At 66.3% G+C, this 18,391-nt stretch carries 16 protein-coding genes and 1 tRNA gene; 7 read left to right on the top strand and 10 right to left on the bottom strand.

What is annotated here, in order from left to right; translation table 11 throughout:
- Positions 1-11 precede the first annotated feature (11 nt).
- Positions 12-440, top strand: a complete 429-nt coding sequence (locus tag WG908_RS03945; protein ID WP_340185264.1) for a protein tyrosine phosphatase family protein — start codon at positions 12-14, stop codon at positions 438-440.
- Here WG908_RS03945 and WG908_RS03940 read toward each other — a convergent pair whose 3' ends face one another.
- On the bottom strand, positions 441-2,018 hold the full coding sequence (locus WG908_RS03940; protein ID WP_340185263.1) for a peptide chain release factor 3: 1,578 nt from the start codon (positions 2,016-2,018) through the stop codon (positions 441-443).
- Positions 2,019-2,215: 197 nt separating this feature from the next.
- Positions 2,216-3,100 (bottom strand): aldose 1-epimerase family protein, encoded by an 885-nt coding sequence (locus WG908_RS03935; protein WP_340185262.1) that lies wholly within the window; start codon positions 3,098-3,100, stop codon positions 2,216-2,218.
- Positions 3,101-3,221: 121 nt separating this feature from the next.
- On the opposite strand from WG908_RS03935, the gene WG908_RS03930 reads away from it, so the two are divergent.
- Complete coding sequence (locus WG908_RS03930) at positions 3,222-3,770, top strand: hypothetical protein (protein ID WP_340185261.1); 549 nt, start codon at positions 3,222-3,224, stop codon at positions 3,768-3,770.
- A gap of 25 nt (positions 3,771-3,795) precedes the next feature.
- Here WG908_RS03930 and pheT read toward each other — a convergent pair whose 3' ends face one another.
- From pheT to WG908_RS03915, 3 genes are read right to left on the bottom strand one after another with little or no spacing between them, the layout of a single operon-like run.
- Complete coding sequence (pheT, locus tag WG908_RS03925; RefSeq protein ID WP_340185260.1) at positions 3,796-6,213, bottom strand: phenylalanine--tRNA ligase subunit beta; 2,418 nt, start codon at positions 6,211-6,213, stop codon at positions 3,796-3,798.
- On the bottom strand, positions 6,210-7,301 hold the full coding sequence (gene pheS / locus WG908_RS03920) for a phenylalanine--tRNA ligase subunit alpha (RefSeq protein ID WP_340185259.1): 1,092 nt from the start codon (positions 7,299-7,301) through the stop codon (positions 6,210-6,212). Before pheS ends, pheT begins: the two co-directional genes overlap by 4 nt.
- A 51-nt stretch (positions 7,302-7,352) precedes the next feature.
- Positions 7,353-7,901, bottom strand: a complete 549-nt coding sequence (locus WG908_RS03915; protein WP_340185258.1) for a (2Fe-2S)-binding protein — start codon at positions 7,899-7,901, stop codon at positions 7,353-7,355.
- Positions 7,902-7,997: 96 nt separating this feature from the next.
- Between WG908_RS03915 and WG908_RS03910 the strand changes: the two genes are divergently transcribed.
- Positions 7,998-9,506 carry a YifB family Mg chelatase-like AAA ATPase gene (locus WG908_RS03910; protein WP_340185388.1) on the top strand — a complete coding sequence of 503 codons (1,509 nt, stop codon included), beginning with the start codon at positions 7,998-8,000 and terminating at the stop codon, positions 9,504-9,506.
- Here WG908_RS03910 and WG908_RS03905 read toward each other — a convergent pair.
- From WG908_RS03905 to WG908_RS03895, 3 genes are all read right to left on the bottom strand, one after another.
- On the bottom strand, positions 9,499-10,428 hold the full coding sequence (locus tag WG908_RS03905) for a lactate/malate family dehydrogenase (protein ID WP_340185387.1): 930 nt from the start codon (positions 10,426-10,428) through the stop codon (positions 9,499-9,501). The two genes, WG908_RS03910 and WG908_RS03905, sit on opposite strands and share 8 nt — an antisense overlap.
- A gap of 250 nt (positions 10,429-10,678) precedes the next feature.
- Positions 10,679-11,320: a 5'-methylthioadenosine/S-adenosylhomocysteine nucleosidase gene (locus tag WG908_RS03900; protein ID WP_340185257.1), complete on the bottom strand. Its 642-nt coding sequence runs from the start codon at positions 11,318-11,320 to the stop codon at positions 10,679-10,681.
- 67 nt (positions 11,321-11,387) lie between these two features.
- Positions 11,388-11,462, bottom strand: a tRNA-Val gene (locus tag WG908_RS03895).
- A gap of 132 nt (positions 11,463-11,594) precedes the next feature.
- On the opposite strand from WG908_RS03895, the gene WG908_RS03890 reads away from it, so the two are divergent.
- The gene (locus tag WG908_RS03890; protein ID WP_340185256.1) at positions 11,595-12,926 is read left to right on the top strand and encodes a dicarboxylate/amino acid:cation symporter; all 1,332 of its coding nucleotides are present in this window, start codon (positions 11,595-11,597) and stop codon (positions 12,924-12,926) included.
- 21 nt (positions 12,927-12,947) lie between these two features.
- Here the strand turns inward: WG908_RS03890 and cpdR are convergent, their stop codons facing one another.
- Positions 12,948-13,325 carry a cell cycle two-component system response regulator CpdR gene (gene cpdR / locus WG908_RS03885; protein ID WP_340185255.1) on the bottom strand — a complete coding sequence of 126 codons (378 nt, stop codon included), beginning with the start codon at positions 13,323-13,325 and terminating at the stop codon, positions 12,948-12,950.
- Positions 13,326-13,446: 121 nt separating this feature from the next.
- On the opposite strand from cpdR, the gene WG908_RS03880 reads away from it, so the two are divergent.
- Positions 13,447-14,340, top strand: a complete 894-nt coding sequence (locus tag WG908_RS03880; protein ID WP_340185254.1) for an N-formylglutamate amidohydrolase — start codon at positions 13,447-13,449, stop codon at positions 14,338-14,340.
- Positions 14,341-14,370: 30 nt separating this feature from the next.
- Here WG908_RS03880 and WG908_RS03875 read toward each other — a convergent pair whose 3' ends face one another.
- Positions 14,371-14,949: a hypothetical protein gene (locus WG908_RS03875; protein ID WP_340185253.1), complete on the bottom strand. Its 579-nt coding sequence runs from the start codon at positions 14,947-14,949 to the stop codon at positions 14,371-14,373.
- A gap of 478 nt (positions 14,950-15,427) precedes the next feature.
- On the opposite strand from WG908_RS03875, the gene WG908_RS03870 reads away from it, so the two are divergent.
- Positions 15,428-17,653, top strand: a complete 2,226-nt coding sequence (locus tag WG908_RS03870) for a TonB-dependent receptor (RefSeq protein ID WP_340185252.1) — start codon at positions 15,428-15,430, stop codon at positions 17,651-17,653.
- A gap of 393 nt (positions 17,654-18,046) precedes the next feature.
- Positions 18,047-18,385, top strand: coding sequence for a DUF6481 family protein (locus tag WG908_RS03865; protein ID WP_340185251.1), 339 nt, complete (start codon positions 18,047-18,049; stop codon positions 18,383-18,385).
- Positions 18,386-18,391: the final 6 nt, after the last annotated feature.

Genomic DNA, 18,391 nt, shown 5'->3' with positions numbered 1-18,391 from the left:
GGAGAAGCACGATGTTCCGGCAGTTGACCGATAGCCTGTATGTGTCGCCACAGATCGGCGTCGAGGACGTTGAAGCGGCCAAGGCGCTGGGCGTCACCATGATCATCAACAACCGGCCGGATGACGAGGATGCCGGCCAGGTCAATGGCGCGACGATCGAAGCGGCGGCGAAGGCTGCAGGCATCGGCTATGCGGCTGTGCCGGTGTCGCATGGTGGCTTTGCGCCCTGGCAGCTCGACGGCATGGGCGACGCTCTGGCGCAGGCGGGCGCGGGCAAGACGCTCGCCTATTGCCGATCAGGCACGCGCAGCACATTGCTATGGGCGCTGACGCGGGCGCGGGCGGGGGATGACGGCGACGCGCTGGCCGCGCAGGCGGCGGCGGCGGGATACGACCTGTCGCCGGTGCGGCAGATCATGGACACGCTGACAGCGAACTGATCAGCGTTCCCGCGTCGCGCTGAACATCACCTTGGGGTGGCGTTCCTGCTGATAGCCGATGTCCCAGGCGCTCCTGGCCATGAAGACGAGGTTGCCGTCGCGATCCTTGGCCATGTTGCCGCCGTTGAAGGATATGAGATCGCGAAGCGCGGCGTCGTCGCCGCTGATCCAGCGGGCGGTATCATAGGGCGAGGGCTCCAGGCCGGCCGCGACCTTATATTCCGCTTCCAGCCGCGAGATCAGCACTTCGAGCTGGAGCTGGCCGACGACGCCGACGATCCAGTTGCTGCCGATTTCGGGGTAGAAGACCTGGATGACGCCTTCTTCTGAAAGATCGTCGAGCGCCTTTCTGAGCTGTTTCGTCTTGGTCGGGTCCTTGAGCTGGACGCGGCGCAGGATTTCCGGGGCGAAATTGGGCAGGCCGGTGAAGCGCAGGCCCGGCTTTTCGCTCAACGTGTCGCCCACCCGCAGCGCGCCGTGGTTGGGGATGCCGATGATATCGCCGGGATGCGCTTCGTCGGCCAGTTCGCGGTCCTGCGCGAAGAACAGGATCGGCGAGTGGACGGCGAGCGGCTTGCCCGAACCCGATGGTGTCAGCTTCATGCCGCGTTTGAACTTGCCCGACACCAGCCGCATGAAGGCGATGCGGTCGCGATGCTGCGGGTCCATGTTCGCCTGAACCTTGAAGATGAAGCCGGTGACCTCGCTGTCTTCGGGTTCGACCGGGGCGGGCTGAGCGGGCTGGGGCCGGGGCGGCGGGGCGTGGGCGGCCAGAGCGTCGATCAGTTCGGTCACGCCGAACAGCTTGAGCGCCGAACCGAAATAGACCGGGGTCAGATCGCCATGGCGATAGCGGGCGAGGTCGAAATGGGCATAGCCGCCCTGGGCAAGTTCGGCCTCCTCGCGCAGCTTGGCCAGGCCGGGTTCCGAGATGAATTCGGCGAGCCTGGGATCGTCGATGCCGGAAAATTGCTGGCGGGTGCCGTCAAATTCCCTGGACGGCCCCGTCGGCTGCATCAGCCGGTCGGTGGCGAAGTCATATATGCCTTCGAACTCGCCGCCCATGCCGACCGGCCAGCTCATCGGGCAGACATCGAGCTGCAACTGGTCGGCGACCTCGTCGAGCAGGCCGAATGTTTCGCGGCCTTCGCGGTCCACCTTGTTGACGAACGTGATGATCGGCAGGTTGCGCAGGCGGCAGACTTCAAACAGCTTGCGAGTCTGCGGCTCGATGCCCTTGGCCGCGTCGATCACCATGACCGCCGAGTCGACCGCGGTGAGGGTGCGGTAGGTGTCCTCGCTGAAATCCTCATGCCCCGGCGTGTCGAGCAGGTTGAAGGTGATGGTTTCGCCGTCGCGGGTGCGCTCGAAGGTCATGACCGACGAGGTTACGGAAATGCCGCGCTGTTGTTCGATCTTCATCCAGTCGGAACGGGCGCGGCGGTTTTGCCCGCGCGCCTTCACCTCACCGGCGAGATGGATGGCGCCACCCTCCAGCAGCAGCTTTTCGGTAAGCGTGGTCTTGCCCGCGTCGGGGTGGGAAATGATCGCGAAGGTGCGGCGGGATGGAATGGTCATGAGGGGCGCATATAAGCGATTTTGCCAGCGACGCCAGCGAGGCGGCGGCGCTTAACTTCGCACTTTTCGCGTTCGATGTGATATTTTATGTCGCGTTCCCGTCATAAAGGATCGCGGAGGGGGACGATGGGCTGACGATGTCAAGGAGCGGTCGCGCCATTGTAGCGCGGTCGCCCGGCTGTAGGACAGCGAAAGCGTCAGCCGCCGACGACGCTCACGCCCATGCGGAAACTACGCCGATCGCCGGGCAGCAGCGCCATGATCCCCTGCTTGTCCCAGACGTCGCCGGAAAAGCCGACCAGATCGGCCATGCCCGCCCAGGGTTCGACGCACAGATAATGTGCGCCCGGCTTTTGCCACAGGCCGAGCCAGGGCGTGTCGGGAAAGTCGATCTTGAGCCGCGTGCGGCCGGGCACGCCCCAAAGGAGGCCGTGGCTGGCAAGATCGTCCCAGATCAGCGCGTCGCCATCGAACATGGCGTGGGTCGGCGCGAGCGTATCGCCCACGACCGGCGAGCGGACGCTGTCCCGCGCGATGAGGCCGGGTTCGTCGCCCACCTTGCGAATCGGCGCCGGTTCGGGCCGGTCGAAGACGATGCGATGATCCTCCGCCGCGCCGCCAAAGGGCAGCGGCCAGGCGAAGGCGGGGTGATAGCCAAAGCTGAACGGCATGGTCGCTTCGCCCCGGTTGGTGACGGTGGCGGTCATCATCAGCGTCGCGCCCGCCAGCGCGAAATCCATGTCGAGCCGGAAGTCGAACGGATAGATGGCGCGGGTGTCGGCATCGGCCTCCAGCCGGAAGGTGACCGCCTGGGCGCTCTGGTCGACGGGAGCGAAGGGCAGGCGGCGGGCGAAGCCATGCTGAGGCATCGGATAGTCGACGCCGTCCAGCCGATAGACGTCACCGCGCGAGCGGCCGACGAAGGGGAAGAGCAAGGGCGCATGGCCGGTCCAGAAAGCGGGGTCGGCGTCGGTCATCAGATCGCGGCCCTGCGCGTCGGCGAGCGACCAGAGTTCCGCGCCGACCGGGTCGATGGTGGCGGTCAGGGCGCCCGATCGGATGGTGATGCGGTCGTCGGCCATGCGCTTTATCCCTTCGCCTGCGTCGATAGCAACGCGCCGCGGCTTTGTCTCGGTCGCGCTCGACCCGACGTGCGGGAACCGATGGCCATCGCCGCAGTTCACCGCGCGGGAGGAACAGGTCATGACATTCAGATATCTGGCGGCTGCGGCGCTGCTCATACTCGCGCCGGTCGCCATGGCGCAGCAAGCCAGCACGCAGGAGCCGGACAAGAAGAAGGACGATACGCTGGACAAGGCGGGGAAGGTCGCCATCCAGCCGGTGCGCGACATCGGCTTGGACAAGGACGAGATTCCGCCGGCATTGGAAAGCGCCGTCCAGAACCCCTACGCGCCGCCCGCACCCGGATGCCGGGCGATCAACGAGGGCCTGGGCGAGCTGAACGCCGCGCTGGGCGACGATTTCACCGTCGGCGCGGAGCAGAACGAGAACCGCACCGGCAAGATCGCCGAGGCGGTCGGTCGCACGGTCATCAATTCGCTGATCCCGTTTCGCGGACTGGTGCGCGAGATCAGCGGCGCGGCGCCCGCCGAAAGGCGGTTGCAGGCGGCCGTGACCGCAGGGGTCGCGCGGCGCGGCTATCTGCGCGGGCTGGCAAGCGCCAAGCGGTGCAAGGTCGCGCCGATCACGCCGCCGCCGGTGGTGGAAAAGACCGAGCCGAAGAAGCCGTAATGCCTTGAGGGGGCTTGACGCCTTTCTACCCCCGCAACACGCCGCCGAGCTTCGCCGCCGCCTTGACCACGGCGGCGCTGATCGCGTCCAGTTCGTCCTGGGCGAAGCTTTTGTCGCCGGGCTGGAGCGTGATTTCGACGGCGAGGCTCTTGAAGCCTTCATCGACGCCGGGGCCGGTGAAGACGTCGAACAGGCGCGCATCGACGATCGCCTTCTTGTCCGCGCCCCTGATCGCCCGCACCAGGGCGTCGGCTTCGACATTCTGCGGCACGAGGAAGGCGAAGTCGCGCTTGACCGCCTGGAGCGCGGGCGGCGCATAGGGGGCGCGCATGAAGCCCGATTTGCGTTTGGCCGGAATGGCATCGAGAAAGATTTCGCCCGCAACGACCACACCCGTCAGGCCGAACTGCTTGGCGAGGGCGGGATGCAGCACGCCATATTCGGCAAGCACCGCCTTGGGACCAAGGCGCAGCGTGCCCGACTGGCCGGGATGATAGGCCGCGCTCGCATCGCCGAAATTTTGCAGATTGGCGACGGGCGCGCCCGCAGCGGCGAGCAGGGCGGTGACTTCGGCCTTGGCATCATGGGCGACGAAGCCCTGCGCCTTGCCTGCCTGCCAGCCGCGCGGGCTTTTTTCACCCGCCAGCAGGAAGCCCACGGTGGCACGTTCGCCTTGCGCGAAATAGCGGCGGCCAAGTTCGAACAGCCGCACCGACGACGCGCCGCGATCCATATTGCGCCGGGTCGCCGACAGCAGGCCGGGCAGCAGCGACGGGCGCATGACCTTCAAATCTTCGGAGATCGGGTTCGCCAATGTCCATTCGCCACCGCCGACCGATGCGGCTTCCTTTTCCGAAATGAAGCTCCAGTTGATCGCTTCGCACAGGCCGCGCGCGGCGGCGGTGCGGCGCACCTTGCGTTCGACCAGCTGTTCGGGGGTGGCGGTCGGCCGGGCGACGCCGGGCGCGCGCGGCAGCGGCGTGGAGGGGACATGGTCGAGACCGACGATCCGCACCACTTCCTCGACGATATCGGCCCAGCCGTCGACGTCGCGCCGCCAGCTTGGCACGGTGATCGTCCAGACGCCGGGCACGATGACCGGCATGCCGTCTTCATAATCGGTGCGGCTGTCCTCGACCGCGACGGTGAAGCCCAGGCTTTCAAGGATAAGCTTCTGCCGCTCGGCGGGCACATCGACTCCGGCGAGCGCCAGGCAGCGGGCGGGGGCATAGGCGATCGTCTTCGCGGTTGCAGGCGGCGTACCGGCGCGGGTCGCCTCGCTGGGGGCGCCGCCGCACAGGCTGACCACCAGGCTGGTCGCGATCGACAGGCCATCGTCGAGGAAGGCGGGGTCGACGCCGCGTTCGAACCGGCCGCGCGCGTCGGAGGTGAGGGCGAGCTTCTGCCCGGTCATCGCGATCCGTTCGGGCGTGAAATAGGCGCATTCGATGAGGACGTCGGTGGTGCCGGGCTGCGCGCCCGAATGTTCGCCGCCCATGATGCCGCCGATGTCGTGGACGGCGGCATCGTCGGCGATGACAGTCATCGTCTCGTCGACGGTGTAGCTCTTGCCGTTGAGCGCCAGCACCTGCTCGCCGGGCTTGCCCCGGCGCGCGACGAGGCCGCCCTGGAGCTTTGCCATGTCATAGACATGGAGCGGGCGGCCAAGGTCGATCATGATATAGTTGGTGATGTCGACCAGCGCGCTGATCGGCTTCTGCCCGATCGCCTTGAGGCGCTTGGCGATCCAGTCGGGCGACTGGCCGTTGGTCACGCCGCGCACTGTGCGGGCGAAGAAGGCTGGACAGCCATCCCCGTCCTCCGTCCGCACGTCGGGACCGGGGCCGGTGCCTTCGATGGCGGGTATGACGATGGCATTGAGCGTGCCAAGTCCCGCCGCCGCCAGATCGCGCGCGATGCCGCGCACGCCCATGCAATCCTGCCGGTTGGGGGTGATGGCGACGTCGATCACCGGATCGTTGAGGCCCGCCCAGTCGGCATAGACCTGCCCCACCGGCGCGTCGCCCGGCAGTTCGATGATGCCGTCGTGATCGTCGCCCAGTTCCAGCTCGCGCGTGGAGCACATCATGCCGTTGGATTCGACGCCCCGGATCGCGGTCTTTTTCAGGACCATGCCGTTCGCCGGCACCACCGCGCCCTCGACCCCGAACACGCCGATCAGGCCCGCGCGCGCATTGGGGGCGCCGCACACCACCTGCAACGGATTGCCGTCGCCATGGTCGACGGTCAGGACCTGAAGCTTGTCCGCCTGCGGATGGGGATCGGCGGTCAGGACGCGCGCGATCTTGAACGCGGCGAGCTTTTCGGCGGGGTTCTCGACGCCTTCGACTTCGAGGCCGATGGCGTTGAGCGTCTTGAGGATCGTCGGCAGGTCGGCATCGGTGGCGAGATGCGTCTTGAGCCAGCTCAGGGTGAATTTCATGCGCCCACTCCTCCGCTCAGCGTGGGCACGTCGAGGCCCGCAAAGCCGTAGTGGCGCAGCCAGCGCAGGTCGCCGTCGAAGAAGGCGCGCAGGTCGCTCATGCCATATTTGAGCATGGCGAGGCGATCGACCCCGGTGCCGAAGGCGAAGCCCTGCCATTCGTCGGGATCGAGACCGCAGGCTTCGATGACCTTGCGATGGACCATGCCGCTGCCCAGCACTTCGAGCCAGCCGCCGCCGGGTGCGTCGCCGTCGCCGCCGATCACCCGCTGGCCGTTGATGAGGGTGTAGCCGACATCGACCTCGACCGAGGGTTCGGTGAAGGGGAAATAGCTCGGACGCAGGCGCAGGACGATGTCATCCCGCTCGAAAAAGGCCTTGAGAAAGGTTTCGAGCGTCCATTTGAGGTGGCCAAGGGTGATGCCCTTGTCGATCACCAGCCCCTCGATCTGGTGGAACATCGGCGTGTGGGTCGCGTCCGAGTCGCTGCGATAGACGCGGCCCGGCGCGATGATGCGGATCGGCGGCGGGCTGGCCATCATCGTGCGAATCTGCACCGGCGAGGTGTGGGTGCGCAGCAGCATCTTCTTTTGCCCTTCCCCGTCCGGGAAATAGAAGGTGTCGTGCATCGCGCGCGCGGGATGCGTTTCGGGAATGTTGAGCGCGGTGAAATTATGCCAGTCGTCCTCGATCTCCGGCCCGGTGGCGACGGAAAAGCCCAGGTCCGCGAAGATTTCGGCCAGCTCGTCCATCACCTGGCTGACCGGGTGGACGCTGCCCTGGGGGCCAAGATCGGCGGGCAGGGTCATGTCGATGCGTTCGGCGGCGAGGCGGGCGTCGAGCGCGGCCTGCTCCAGCGCGGCCTTGCGCCCTGCAATCGCGGCGGTCACGGATTCGCGCAGGTCCTGGATCGGCGGGCCTTGTTCAAGCCGCTCCTGCGGGCTCATGCCGCCCAGCGTCTTGAGCAGCGCGGTGACGACGCCGTTCTTGCCAAGCGCGCCCACGCGCAGGGCTTCGACCGCGTCAGGCGTGTCGGCGGCGGCGATGTCGGCGATCAGGCCGGCTTTAAGAGCGCTAATATCGGTCATAGGCTGGCGCCTTAGCGAGCGCGGGGGCGCAAGGAAAGAGTTGGGTTGGCCTTATGGCGCGGGGTCGGGCCGGCCCAGCGCGGGCACGGTGCGGGCGGCATCCTGCGGCGTGATGCCGGGCGGTGGCGCGGCGGCAACCTGTTCCTCGCCGCGCATGATCCTGCCCGCGCGCCTGATCGCGCCGCGCAGGCGGGGATAGATGCCGCAGCGGCAGATATTGGTGATCGCCGCGTCGATCTGTTCATCGCTCGGATCGTCGGTACGGCGCAGCAGCACCGATGCCGCCATGATGACGCCGGGAATGCAATAGCCGCATTGCGAGACATTGTCGGCGGCGAACGCCTGTTGCAGCGGATGGCCGCGATCGGGCGAAAGCGCCTCGATAGTGGTGACGAAGCGGCCTTCGGTGCGGGCGATGCTGATCTGGCAGGAGCGCACCGCTTCGCCGTCGATATCGACCGTGCACGCGCCGCAATCGCCGGTGCCGCAACCATATTTGGTGCCGGTGAGGTTGGACGCGTCGCGCAGCGCCCACAGCAGCGGCGTGTCAGGGTCCATGCGATAATGGACGGGACGGTCGTTGACGGTGAACTTGGTCATGGCCGCCATGCTTAGCGGATCGCGCGGCCCGAACAAAGCGCTCGACTTCCGTGGCGGGGCTGACCAAGCTGGCGGCGAACGGACGCGGGGGTGGCTTTGGTTTCGACAGTGGCGACGGTGGCCTATCTGGGGCTGGAGGCCCGCGCGGTGGAAGTGCAGTGCCAACTGGTTCCGGGGCTGCCCAATTTCATCCTGGTCGGCCTGCCCGACAAGGCGGTGGCCGAAAGCCGTGAGCGGGTGCGCAACGCGATCGCCGCGATCGGGCTGTCGCTGCCGCCCAAGCGGATCACCGTCAACCTGTCGCCCGCCGACCTGCCCAAGGAAGGGTCGCATTTCGACCTGCCCATCGCGCTGGCGCTGCTGGGGGCGATGGGGGTGATCGATGCCGAGACGCTGGCGGGCTATGTGGTGGTGGGGGAGCTGAGCCTGGACGGACGAGTCGCGCCGACGCCGGGCGTGCTGCTGGCGGCGCTGCATGCGGGCGAGCGCGATCTGGGGCTGGTGTGCCCGGTGGCGCAGGGCGCCGAAGCCGCCTGGGCAGGGCATGTCGAGGTGATCGCCGCGCCCGACCTGCTGGGCCTGCTCAACCATTTCAAGGGCACCGCCGCGCTGTCGCCGCCGCAGCCGGGGCCGGTCGACGCGCCGGTTCGGACGGTGGACCTCAAGCAGGTCAAGGGGCAGGAGAGCGCCAAGCGCGCGCTGGAGATCGCGGCGGCGGGCGCGCACAACCTGTTGATGATCGGGCCGCCGGGGGCGGGCAAGTCGCTGATGGCGAGCTGCCTGCCCGGCATATTGCCGGACATGACGCCGGCCGAGGCGCTGGAAAGCTCGATGGTGGCGAGCGTCGCCGGCACGCTGGAGGGCGGGCGGATCAGCCGGGCGCGGCCGTTCCGCAATCCGCATCACAGCGCGTCGATGGCGGCGCTGGTCGGCGGCGGTTTGAAAGCGCGGCCGGGCGAGGTCAGCATGGCGCATCTGGGCGTGCTGTTCCTCGACGAATTGCCCGAATTCCAGCGCGGCGTGCTCGATTCGTTGCGCCAGCCGCTGGAGTCGGGCGAAGTCACGGTGGCGCGAGCCAACGCCCATGTCACCTTTCCCGCGCGGGTGCAGTTGATCGCGGCGATGAACCCATGCCGTTGCGGGCATCTGGGCGATCCCGCGCTCGCCTGTTCGCGCGCGCCGCGCTGCGCCGTGGACTATCAGGCCAAGCTGTCGGGGCCGCTGCTCGACCGGATCGACCTGCATGTCGAGGTCAATGCCGTGACCGCCGCCGACCTGGTGCTGCCGCCGCCGGCGGAAGGGTCGCAAGAGGTCGCGGCGCGGGTGCGGACCGCGCGCGCGATCCAGACCGCCCGCTACGCCGGCACGAAGACGCGCACCAATGCCGACGTCGATGGCGAGCATCTGGAAACGGTGGCGACGCCCGACGAGGCGGGCCGGCACCTGTTGGCGCAGGCCGCCGCGGCGATGAAGATGTCGGCGCGCGGCTATACCCGTATCCTGCGCGTCGCCCGCACCATCGCCGACCTTGCCGGCGCCGAGCAGGTGGGGCGGGTGCATATCGCCGAGGCGCTAAGCTACCGGCGGCGCGCCCCGGTCAACTGACCCGCCACAGGGCGGCAATGGAGGGCGTGCCGGCGATGATGGCGTGCATGGCGTCCGCCGAACGGCGCAAGGCTGCCAGTTCGGCGTCATCCAGATCGGGGACGAGTATCTGTTCAACCCCTTCCGCGCCCAGCAGGCAGGGCAGGCTCAGATACAGGTCGGTGATGCCCAATTGCCCGCCCAGCAGCGATGATACCGGCAGGACCACCCGTTCGTCGCGCACGATCGCTTCGCAGATGCGGACCGCCGCCGTGGCGACGCCGAAGGATGTGTACCCCTTGCCTGCGATGATCTGGTACGCGGCATCGCGCACCGCAACCGCGACTTGGTCGAAGTCGAATGCCGCCGGTTCGGGCCGGAACCGGTCGAGCGCCAGGCCGCCGACCCTGACCGACGAGCGGATGGCAACCTCACCATCGCCATGTTCGCCCAGCACCCAGCCATCGACCGATGCGGGCGCGACGCCACAATCGGCGGCGATATCCTGGCGCAGGCGACAACTGTCGAGCAGGGTGCCGGTGCCGATGACCCGCGCCGCCGCCAGCCCCGAACATCGCAACGCGACCAGCGCCATGAGGTCGACCGGATTGGCCGCGACGATGATGATGCCGTCGAAACCCGCCGCGATGAGTTGCGTGACGCAGGCGGTGACGATGCGGGCGCTGTCATCGGCGACCGACAGCCGGCTCTGCGTCCCCCTGGTCGCCGCTCCTGCGGTCACTATCGCTATCTGTGCGGCGGCTGCATCGGCATAGGTGCCAGCGACGATGCGCGCGGGCCGCGCCAGCGCGCTCGCGTCGGAAATATCCGCTGCTTCGGCGGTCGCCAGCGCGACATCGCTGTCGATCAGGATGATTTCGGCGAACAGCCCGCGCAGCATCAGCGCATAGGCCGTCGTCGCGCCGACATGCCCCGCGCCGATGATTGCGACCCGGCCCGTGGTCGTTCCGGCGATGTCAGCCTCCCACGACGGCAGGGAAAGGCGGGCGAAAGGCGATGGGCATGAGGGTCTCCTCCATCGTCACGCAGGCGTGTTGCGGCCCGGCGTCACGGGTTTGCCGGGATTGTCCGGCGCGGCCGCATCATAGCATGTCCGCAACGCGGTCGCGCCGTCTATCGTGCGGGCGATCCCGGTCGGCAATCGCTATCGCCAGGCCCCTCAAGCCCGGCGATCAGCCCTGGTCGACGGTGACGGTCCCCGCCGCCAAAGCGTCGCCCAGCACATCCACCACGTCCGCCAGCCGCTCGTCCAGCAGCGCCAGCAGCGCGGTCCAGTCGTCTATTCCCGCCAGTTCGCCCGGTCCGTCCGAAATACCGCGAAGGCCCATCATCGGCACGGCGAACCGATGACAGGCGCGCGCGACCGCAAAGCTTTCCATGTCGACCATATCGGCGTCGATGGCGTCATAATCCGCCCCGCCCACGATGTCGGCGCCGGTCGACAGCGTGGCGCAGGGCCAGTCGAGCGGGGTTGCCAGCGGCAGCGCGACCGGATGGTCGATGAAGGGGGTAACGCCCTTGGCGAACCCCAGCAGCGAGGCGTCCATGTCTCGCCATGACACATTCGTCACCTGAAACACTTCCCCCAGCGCGCATCGGCGCGATCCCGCCGATCCCAGCGACACGACCAGGTCGGGCAGGCCGCCCGCCTGCGCCATGCGGTCAAGAGCGATGCCGACCGACAGCGCCGCTTCGATCGGCCCCACGCCGGTCATCAGCGGCGTGAATCGCGCCTGCAGATGCGGCCCATATTCCTGGCTCAGCGCCATCACGAACAGGACGCGGCGACCGGCGATGATCGTGCAGGACGTCATGGGCGAAACTCCTTGGGCTGCGGCCATAGAAAAAGCCCGCCGATCCGGGGACAGGCGGGCTTTATCATGGTGGGCGTGGCAAGGATTGAACTTGCGACCCCTGCGATGTCAACACAGTGCTCTACCACTGAGCTACACGCCCACACGGGGAAGGGAGCGCATAGCGGCGAGCATCCAAGCGCGCAAGCGGGAATCTGAGGCAGATTCGTCTAATCCGCTGGACAGGGTGCAACAACGCAATATGTTGCGGCGCACAAAGGGGTATGCGCGCACCATGCAGCCATCATCATCGCCGATCCAGACCATGCCGACGCCGCCCTGGTATCGGCAGCTTTACGTCCAGGTGCTGATCGCGATCACGCTGGGCGTGCTGATCGGCCATTTCTGGCCACAGACCGGGGTGGCGCTCAAGCCGCTGGGCGATGCCTTCATCAAGCTGGTCAAGATGATCATCGCGCCGGTCATCTTCCTGACCATCGTCACGGGCATCGCGGGGATGAAGGAGGTAAGCGCGATCGGCCGGGTGGCGGCCAAGGCGTTCGGCTATTTCCTGACCTTTTCCACGCTTGCGCTGGTCGTCGGCCTGATCGTCGGCAACCTCATCCAGCCGGGCGCGGGCCTCAATATCGATCCCGCCACGCTCGATACGGGCAAGGTGGTGGAATTCCAGCAACAGGCGCACGCCCGCACGCTGACCGCCTTCCTGCTCGACATCATTCCCGGCACATTGATTTCCGCGGTCGCCGATGGCCACAATATCCTCCAGGTGCTGTTCGTCGCGATCCTGTTCGGCATTGCCCTCACCCTGATCGGCGACAAGGCCGCGCCGCTGCTGGTCGTGCTCGATTCGGCCAGCCATGCGATCTTCAAGCTGGTCGCCTTCCTGATGAAAGCCGCGCCCGTCGGCGCGCTGGGGGCGATGGCCTTTACCATCGGCCAATATGGCGTGGGGGCGCTGCTCAACCTGATCGGCCTGGTCGCGACCTTCTACCTGACCTCGATCCTTTTCGTGCTGGTCGTCCTGGGTGCGGTCGCCCGCGTTGCCGGGTTCAACATCCTGCACCTCATTCGCTACCTGAAGGCTGAACTGCTGCTGGTTCTTGGCACATCCTCCTCCGAAGCCGCGTTGCCGAGCCTGATCGAGAAAATGGAACGGGCCGGGTGTCGCAAGTCCGTGGTCGGGCTGGTGGTGCCGACCGGCTACAGCTTCAACCTGGACGGCACGAACATCTACATGACGCTCGCCGCGCTGTTCATCGCGCAGGCGACCAACGTGGATCTGAGCTTGCAGGACCAGCTGCTGCTGCTGCTGGTGGCGATGCTGTCGAGCAAGGGCGCGGCCGGGGTGACCGGGGCGGGATTCATCACGCTGGCGGCGACGCTGTCGATCGTGCCTTCGGTGCCGGTGGCGGGCATGGCGCTGATCCTGGGCGTCGACCGGTTCATGAGCGAGTGCCGCAGCCTGACCAACTTCATCGGCAACGCCGTGGCCACCGTGGTGGTATCCGCCTGGGAAAAGGGGCTGGACCGCGAACGATTCCAGGCGGCGATGGCGGGCGTGCCGCTCGATCCCACGCCCGACATGGAAGAGGTGATCCCCGATTGATCCCCGACTGGCCGGCGCAGATCAGCTCAGGCCGGTCAGGCTTTCGGTGCCGAACATGCGCTCGACCTCCAGCACCAGGTCGCGCAGGTGGAAGGGCTTGGACAAAATCTTGGCCTGCGGCACTGCCTTGCCGGCCTTGAGCGTGACCGCGGCAAAGCCGGTGATGAACATGATCCGCATGTCGGGCGCGGCAGTCGCGGCGTGCTGCGCCAGTTCGATGCCGTCCATTTCGGGCATGACGATATCGGTCAACAGCAGGTCGAACCGGTCCGACGCGATCAGCGGCACGGCGTCCGTCCCCGTGCTCACCGAAATGACCTCATAGCCCGATCGTTCCAGCGCGCGGGCGAGATAGGCGCGCATGCTTTCATCGTCTTCTGCCAGTAGAATACGCACCATGTCCCCAACCAACCCCTTATGTGCCGGCCCCCCGGCTGGCGCGACGGGCGACATTATGCGACAAGCGCTTAATATTATCCAGCCGGCTAACCATTTTTCGGCGAGGGTGAAAGGAGACCCGTTGGAACGCAGCGCGCCCCGCCCGCCGGCGGAAACCAGCCCCGCCTTTTATCGCTACGGACCGGATGCGCCGGTCAGTCCCGTCGTCGTTTCCATCCCCCATGCCGGGCGAGCCTATCCCGCCGAGCTTTTGCGCGCGGCGCGGGTGCGGCCCGAATTGCTGGGGCGGATGGAGGATCGCGGCGCCGACCTGATCGCGCACCCGCTGATCGCGGCGGACCATGCGGTGCTGGTGGCGCGGATGCCGCGGGCGATGATCGACCTCAACCGGAACGAGCGCGAGGTCGACCCGGCGATGGTGAGCGGGTTGCCGCACCAGCAGCCGTTGCAGACGAGCGGGAAGATGCGCGCCGGGCTGGGGCTGATCCCGCGGCGGTTGCCGGGGGTCGGCGACCTGTGGCTGCATGCCTTGCCCTGGGCCGCGGTGTGCGAGCGGGTGGAGCGCTATCACCGGCCCTATCATGCGGCGCTGGCGGCGATGATGGCGCGGGCGCGCGCGGCGTTCGGCCATGCGATCCTGATCGACCTGCATTCGATGCCCCCGCTCGCCCCGCCGCCGGGCGGGGGCGAGGCGGCGGGGATCGTGCTGGGCGACCGGTTCGGGCGGAGCGCGGCGGCGCGGCTGATGCAGGTCGCGGCCGATGTCGCGGAGGGGCGCGGGATGGTGACGGCGCGCAACAATCCCTATGCCGGCGATCATCTGCTGGAGCGGCATGGCCGGCCCGAGCGGGGGATGCACGCGTTGCAGGTCGAGATCGACCGGCGGCTGTATCTCGACCCGGCGATGGAGCGGCCCGGCCCCGGCCTTGCCGCGATGCAGCGGCTGATGCGCGATCTGGTCGCGGCGCTGGAGCGCGAATTGCCGCTGGCCGACTATGCGATGGCGGCGGAGTAACCGGGGCGGCGGAATAGCGGCATCCATTTTTCAAAAGGCCCGGATGGCCGGGCGGCGCTTAACTTCGCACTTTTCCCGCTCGATCGGGTTTTTCATGTCGTCGCCGGGTTCGATTGTTTCAGGCGGACGCGGCACGTCCGGGTCCCAGGGCCATGGCGCATCGAATGTTTCCCGCAGCGCGCGCGCGTCCATCCGCAGGCGATGGGGCATGGCCGCCCGCCGCCCCCGCACCTCGGCGGAAAAGGCGCGCATCGCCGCGAAGATCAGGCGGTGATCCTCCCCATGCCGGGTGCCGACGATGCGCCCGCGCCGCACGAGCGGTTGCGCGCGCGCGGCCGCGATCTGCTCCATGGCCGCGTCGCGGGCGGCGTCCAGCCCCATTTCCAGCGCCCAGTCCCAGGCGGCGGCAAAGCTGTCCGCGCCGGGCCGGCCGCGCAGATGATAGGCCGACCGCGCGCTCATGCCGACGCTGCGCGCCGCATGCGCCACCACGCCGCAGCGCGCCAGCATGGCGATGAACGCATGCTGCTGGTCAGCACTCCACCCGCGCGCGCGGAGGCGAGTGAGCGGCACGGGAACGAAGGCGAGGACATCGTCGGGATCGGTCATGCGCGGGAGTGTGGCATGGGGGCGGGGGTGTAGGACAGGGGAGTAGGATTTTGGGCGTTGTGCGAAGCGGACGCGCAAGGGCAGGGTGGGCAAAAGGGGATCGGCGCGAGCCAGCATTTGATCCACGCATATCGCGCCGAACTCGATAGGCTGCGCCGCGCGTCGGGCGGCATCCTTGATCCTCCCAAATAGGTCGATTTGCAAAACTCATTTGATAGGAAATACTCAACCGCATTAGTAGTCTTATCCCATCGATGATAGGCGCAGGTCCGGAACTGGCGGCTCCGGATCGCAATGGCTGTTTGTGAAGGGGTTCGGCAATATTGATTTGACATAAGGCAGCTCGTTGGGAGGCGCGTTCGCACCGGCCGGACGCATACGATCAATTTCATGTCAGCAAGCCATGGATCGCTGTTTTTCCATCACATTCACCAGGTCAATGCTGCGGACATAATGATGTCCGCGAAAAGGGGATATTATGTACAAGGCATCTATAATGGGGTCGTCCGCCCTCATCCCGGTCGTTCTGGCTGTGTCGGCCGGCATCGTCGCCACGCCCGCCTTCGCGCAGGCGCCGGTCGTTGAGGCCGGTCAGGGCGTCGGGGATATCGTCGTCACGGCCCAGAAGCGCGCCGAGAATATTCAGGACGTTCCTGCGAGCATCGCAGCCTTTTCGCAGGAGACGCTGGAGAACCGGCAAATTCGCGGGCTTGGCGACCTGACGACCCGTGTGCCGTCATTGCAGGTCGGCTATACCTATGGCAGCAACACGGTGACGCTGCGCGGCATCAGCACCAACCTGACGGGCGGGTTCGAGGATCCATCGGTCGCGGTTCACGTCAATGGCGTCTATCAGGCGCGCGCGCGCAGCCTGAACCTCACGCTCATGGATCTCGAACGGATCGAAGTGCTGTCGGGGCCGCAGGGCACCTTGTACGGCCGCAACGCGACCGGCGGCGTGATCAACTATGTTCTTCGGGGGCCGACCGAACGGACCGAAGCGCAGATTACCGGGCGGGTCGGCAATTTCGACAGCTACGCGCTTCAGGGCTATATTTCAGGCCCGATCAGCGACACGGTCGGCTTTCGCATATCGGGCATGCTCGACAATCGCGACAAGGGTTTCGTCAGGAATCTTCTGCCCGGTGCGCCCAAGAGCCGCTATTTCGAGAACAAGTTCACGGGCGTTCGCGGCATCCTCGCGTTCAAGCCGAGCGACACGGTGCAGTTCGACCTTGAGGGGTCTTATGGCAACACGCGCAGTTCCTTCAATCCCGGCGTTCTCGCGCCATCGCTCAATCCCGCCCGTCGGGCTGTGCTTGGCCTGCAATCCTTCCGTCCGCGAGAGGTCTATTCCGATTATCCGAGCGAAAACAACAGTAAGGAATATGCGGCGACGGCGACTTTGACCTGGGACATCAGCGACGATGTGCAGCTCAAGTCGATATCGGCCTATCAGAAATACAGAAATTCCATGCCCCTGGATGCGGATGCCAGCGGGTTCACGGCGCAAACCATCTACAATCGTTTTAAATCAGATACCTATACGCAGGAATTGAACCTGAATGCCGACAGCTTCGACGGACGGTTGAAATCGATATTCGGCGTGTACTATTTCAACGATCGGGTGGCTTCGGCTTCGCAGGTTTTTAGCGCCTTGGCCAACCCCACGGCTCCGGCCATCTCTACCTACGCGACAACCAACCGGTTGAAGGCTAGGTCGATCGCCTTCTTCACCGACCAGACCTTCAGCGTCACCGACGCACTGCGCCTGATCGGCGGGGTGCGCTATAATATCGACAAGAAGGATACGCTCCAGAGCATCCTCAATACCGCCTGCCTCGACAAGAAAACCAATCAGAAGTTCACCGCCTGGACCCCCAAGGCGGGCATCCAGTTCGACGTGACCGACAAGATCATGGCCTATGCCACCTATCAGAAGGGCTTCAAGGCGGGCGGCGTCTCGGCGGGGACATGCGGCAACGCCTATGAGCCCGAAACCATCAAGGGCGGCGAGGTTGGCATCAAGACCCAGTTTGCTGATAACCGGATCCGCCTGAATATTGCCGGCTACTGGTATGATTATGGCAATCTTCAGGTGCAAAAGACCCTGGGTACGATTGGCGGCTTTACCGTCCTCAATGCGGCGGATTCGCGCATCAAGGGGATCGAGGCCAATCTGGATGCGGCGATCACCCCGCGCCTGAAGCTGGACGCCGCCGTCATGGTGCAGAGCGCGAAATATACCGATTTCGTCAACTGCAACCAGACTATCGTTCTGCCCGCGCCGCAGGTCGCCTGCGCGGCTTCGGATGGTCGCCCCGCCAGCGATCCGGCGCGCAACCAGCAGGTGGCGGGCAACTGGCTCAACCGCGCGGCACCGTACAGCGTCAGCATCGGCCTGCAATATACCGCAGATGTCGGCGGCGGCGAAATCATGGTCCGGGGCGAATCCTACTGGAGCGGCAGAATTCACTTCAACGAGTTCAACACGCGGATCCTGGACCAGTCCGCCTACACTATCCAGAACGCCTATGTGACCTTCACCCCGGACGGCGACAAATACAGCCTGCGCGCCTTCGTCAAGAATATCCGCAATGTCGATTACAAGGCGAGCGGCTATTTCAACGGGCTTACCGCGCAATATACGGTGGTGTGGAATCCGCCGCGCACCTACGGCCTTGAGGCGAGCTACAGATTCTAGCCTTCATCAGAGCACCGCATCCATGCCGCATGGGCGGCATGGATGCGGTGCCCCGGCGGCCCAATATGGTGGAATTGAAGTTCGTTTCATTGCCGTTACCCCGGGCTTGACCCGGGATGACGATATCAATGTAGCGAACTTCGGTTTCAGGTAACCAGATGTTTGATCCCACGGTTTGATGGTGCGATCCTTTCGTTGGAATGGAAGGAAGCCGTATGGGACAGCTTCGTCATGGGAGCGCCACGACGCACTGCGACCGGCGCGGTGGTTCGAGCGTCGAGGAGAGGCGCGTGCCGCGCCGGCCCGCCTTTCCCCACCCCCCCCTCAACACATCTCCCCTTTCGCGCCGAACCATGCTAGGCGGCCCGCATTTGCACATCATCAAGGACGAACATGGCTTCCTACAAGGACCCCGGCTTTCAGGAACGCACCGCGCTCGCGGCGCAGGCGCGGCAGAAGGCGCTCGACAAGTTGAAGGCCAAGCCCCCGGTGGACCCGGCGGTGCTGGAGGAACGCAGGATCGCGGCCGAAGCCAAGCAGCAGGCGGCGCTGGCGGCGGCGGCGGAAAAGCGCGCGGCGCGCGAAGCCGAAAAGGCGCGGATCGCCGAAGAGAAGACAGCGGCGGCGGCGGCGGCCGAAGCGGCGCGGCCGGTGAAGATCGAAAAGACCGACGAAGAGAAGAAGGCCGAGCGCGACGCGCGCTATGCCGCGCGCAAGGCGAAGCGGAAATAGGCTGCC

Origin of the sequence: Sphingobium anseongense, from assembly GCF_037725245.1 — a bacterium.
Classification (GTDB): domain Bacteria; phylum Pseudomonadota; class Alphaproteobacteria; order Sphingomonadales; family Sphingomonadaceae; genus Sphingobium.
Note: the sequence above shows the minus strand (reverse complement) of the source record. Positions and strands in the feature narration are given on the sequence as shown.

Excerpts from the sequence above, each read along its gene's own strand:
- WG908_RS03915 (WP_340185258.1), bottom strand. The coding sequence starts at position 7,901 with ATGACCAAGTTCACCGTCAACGACCGTCCCGTCCATTATCGCATGGAC.
- WG908_RS03900 (WP_340185257.1), bottom strand. The coding sequence starts at position 11,320 with ATGACGTCCTGCACGATCATCGCCGGTCGCCGCGTCCTGTTCGTGATG.
- pheS (WP_340185259.1), bottom strand. The coding sequence starts at position 7,301 with ATGACCGATATTAGCGCTCTTAAAGCCGGCCTGATCGCCGACATCGCC.
- pheT (WP_340185260.1), bottom strand. The coding sequence starts at position 6,213 with ATGAAATTCACCCTGAGCTGGCTCAAGACGCATCTCGCCACCGATGCC.
- cpdR (WP_340185255.1), bottom strand. The coding sequence starts at position 13,325 with ATGGTGCGTATTCTACTGGCAGAAGACGATGAAAGCATGCGCGCCTAT.
- WG908_RS03935 (WP_340185262.1), bottom strand. The coding sequence starts at position 3,100 with ATGGCCGACGACCGCATCACCATCCGATCGGGCGCCCTGACCGCCACC.
- WG908_RS03945 (WP_340185264.1), top strand. The coding sequence starts at position 12 with ATGTTCCGGCAGTTGACCGATAGCCTGTATGTGTCGCCACAGATCGGC.
- WG908_RS03930 (WP_340185261.1), top strand. The coding sequence starts at position 3,222 with ATGACATTCAGATATCTGGCGGCTGCGGCGCTGCTCATACTCGCGCCG.
- WG908_RS03875 (WP_340185253.1), bottom strand. The coding sequence starts at position 14,949 with ATGACCGATCCCGACGATGTCCTCGCCTTCGTTCCCGTGCCGCTCACT.
- WG908_RS03870 (WP_340185252.1), top strand. The coding sequence starts at position 15,428 with ATGTACAAGGCATCTATAATGGGGTCGTCCGCCCTCATCCCGGTCGTT.
- WG908_RS03890 (WP_340185256.1), top strand. The coding sequence starts at position 11,595 with ATGCAGCCATCATCATCGCCGATCCAGACCATGCCGACGCCGCCCTGG.
- WG908_RS03940 (WP_340185263.1), bottom strand. The coding sequence starts at position 2,018 with ATGACCATTCCATCCCGCCGCACCTTCGCGATCATTTCCCACCCCGAC.
- WG908_RS03865 (WP_340185251.1), top strand. The coding sequence starts at position 18,047 with ATGGCTTCCTACAAGGACCCCGGCTTTCAGGAACGCACCGCGCTCGCG.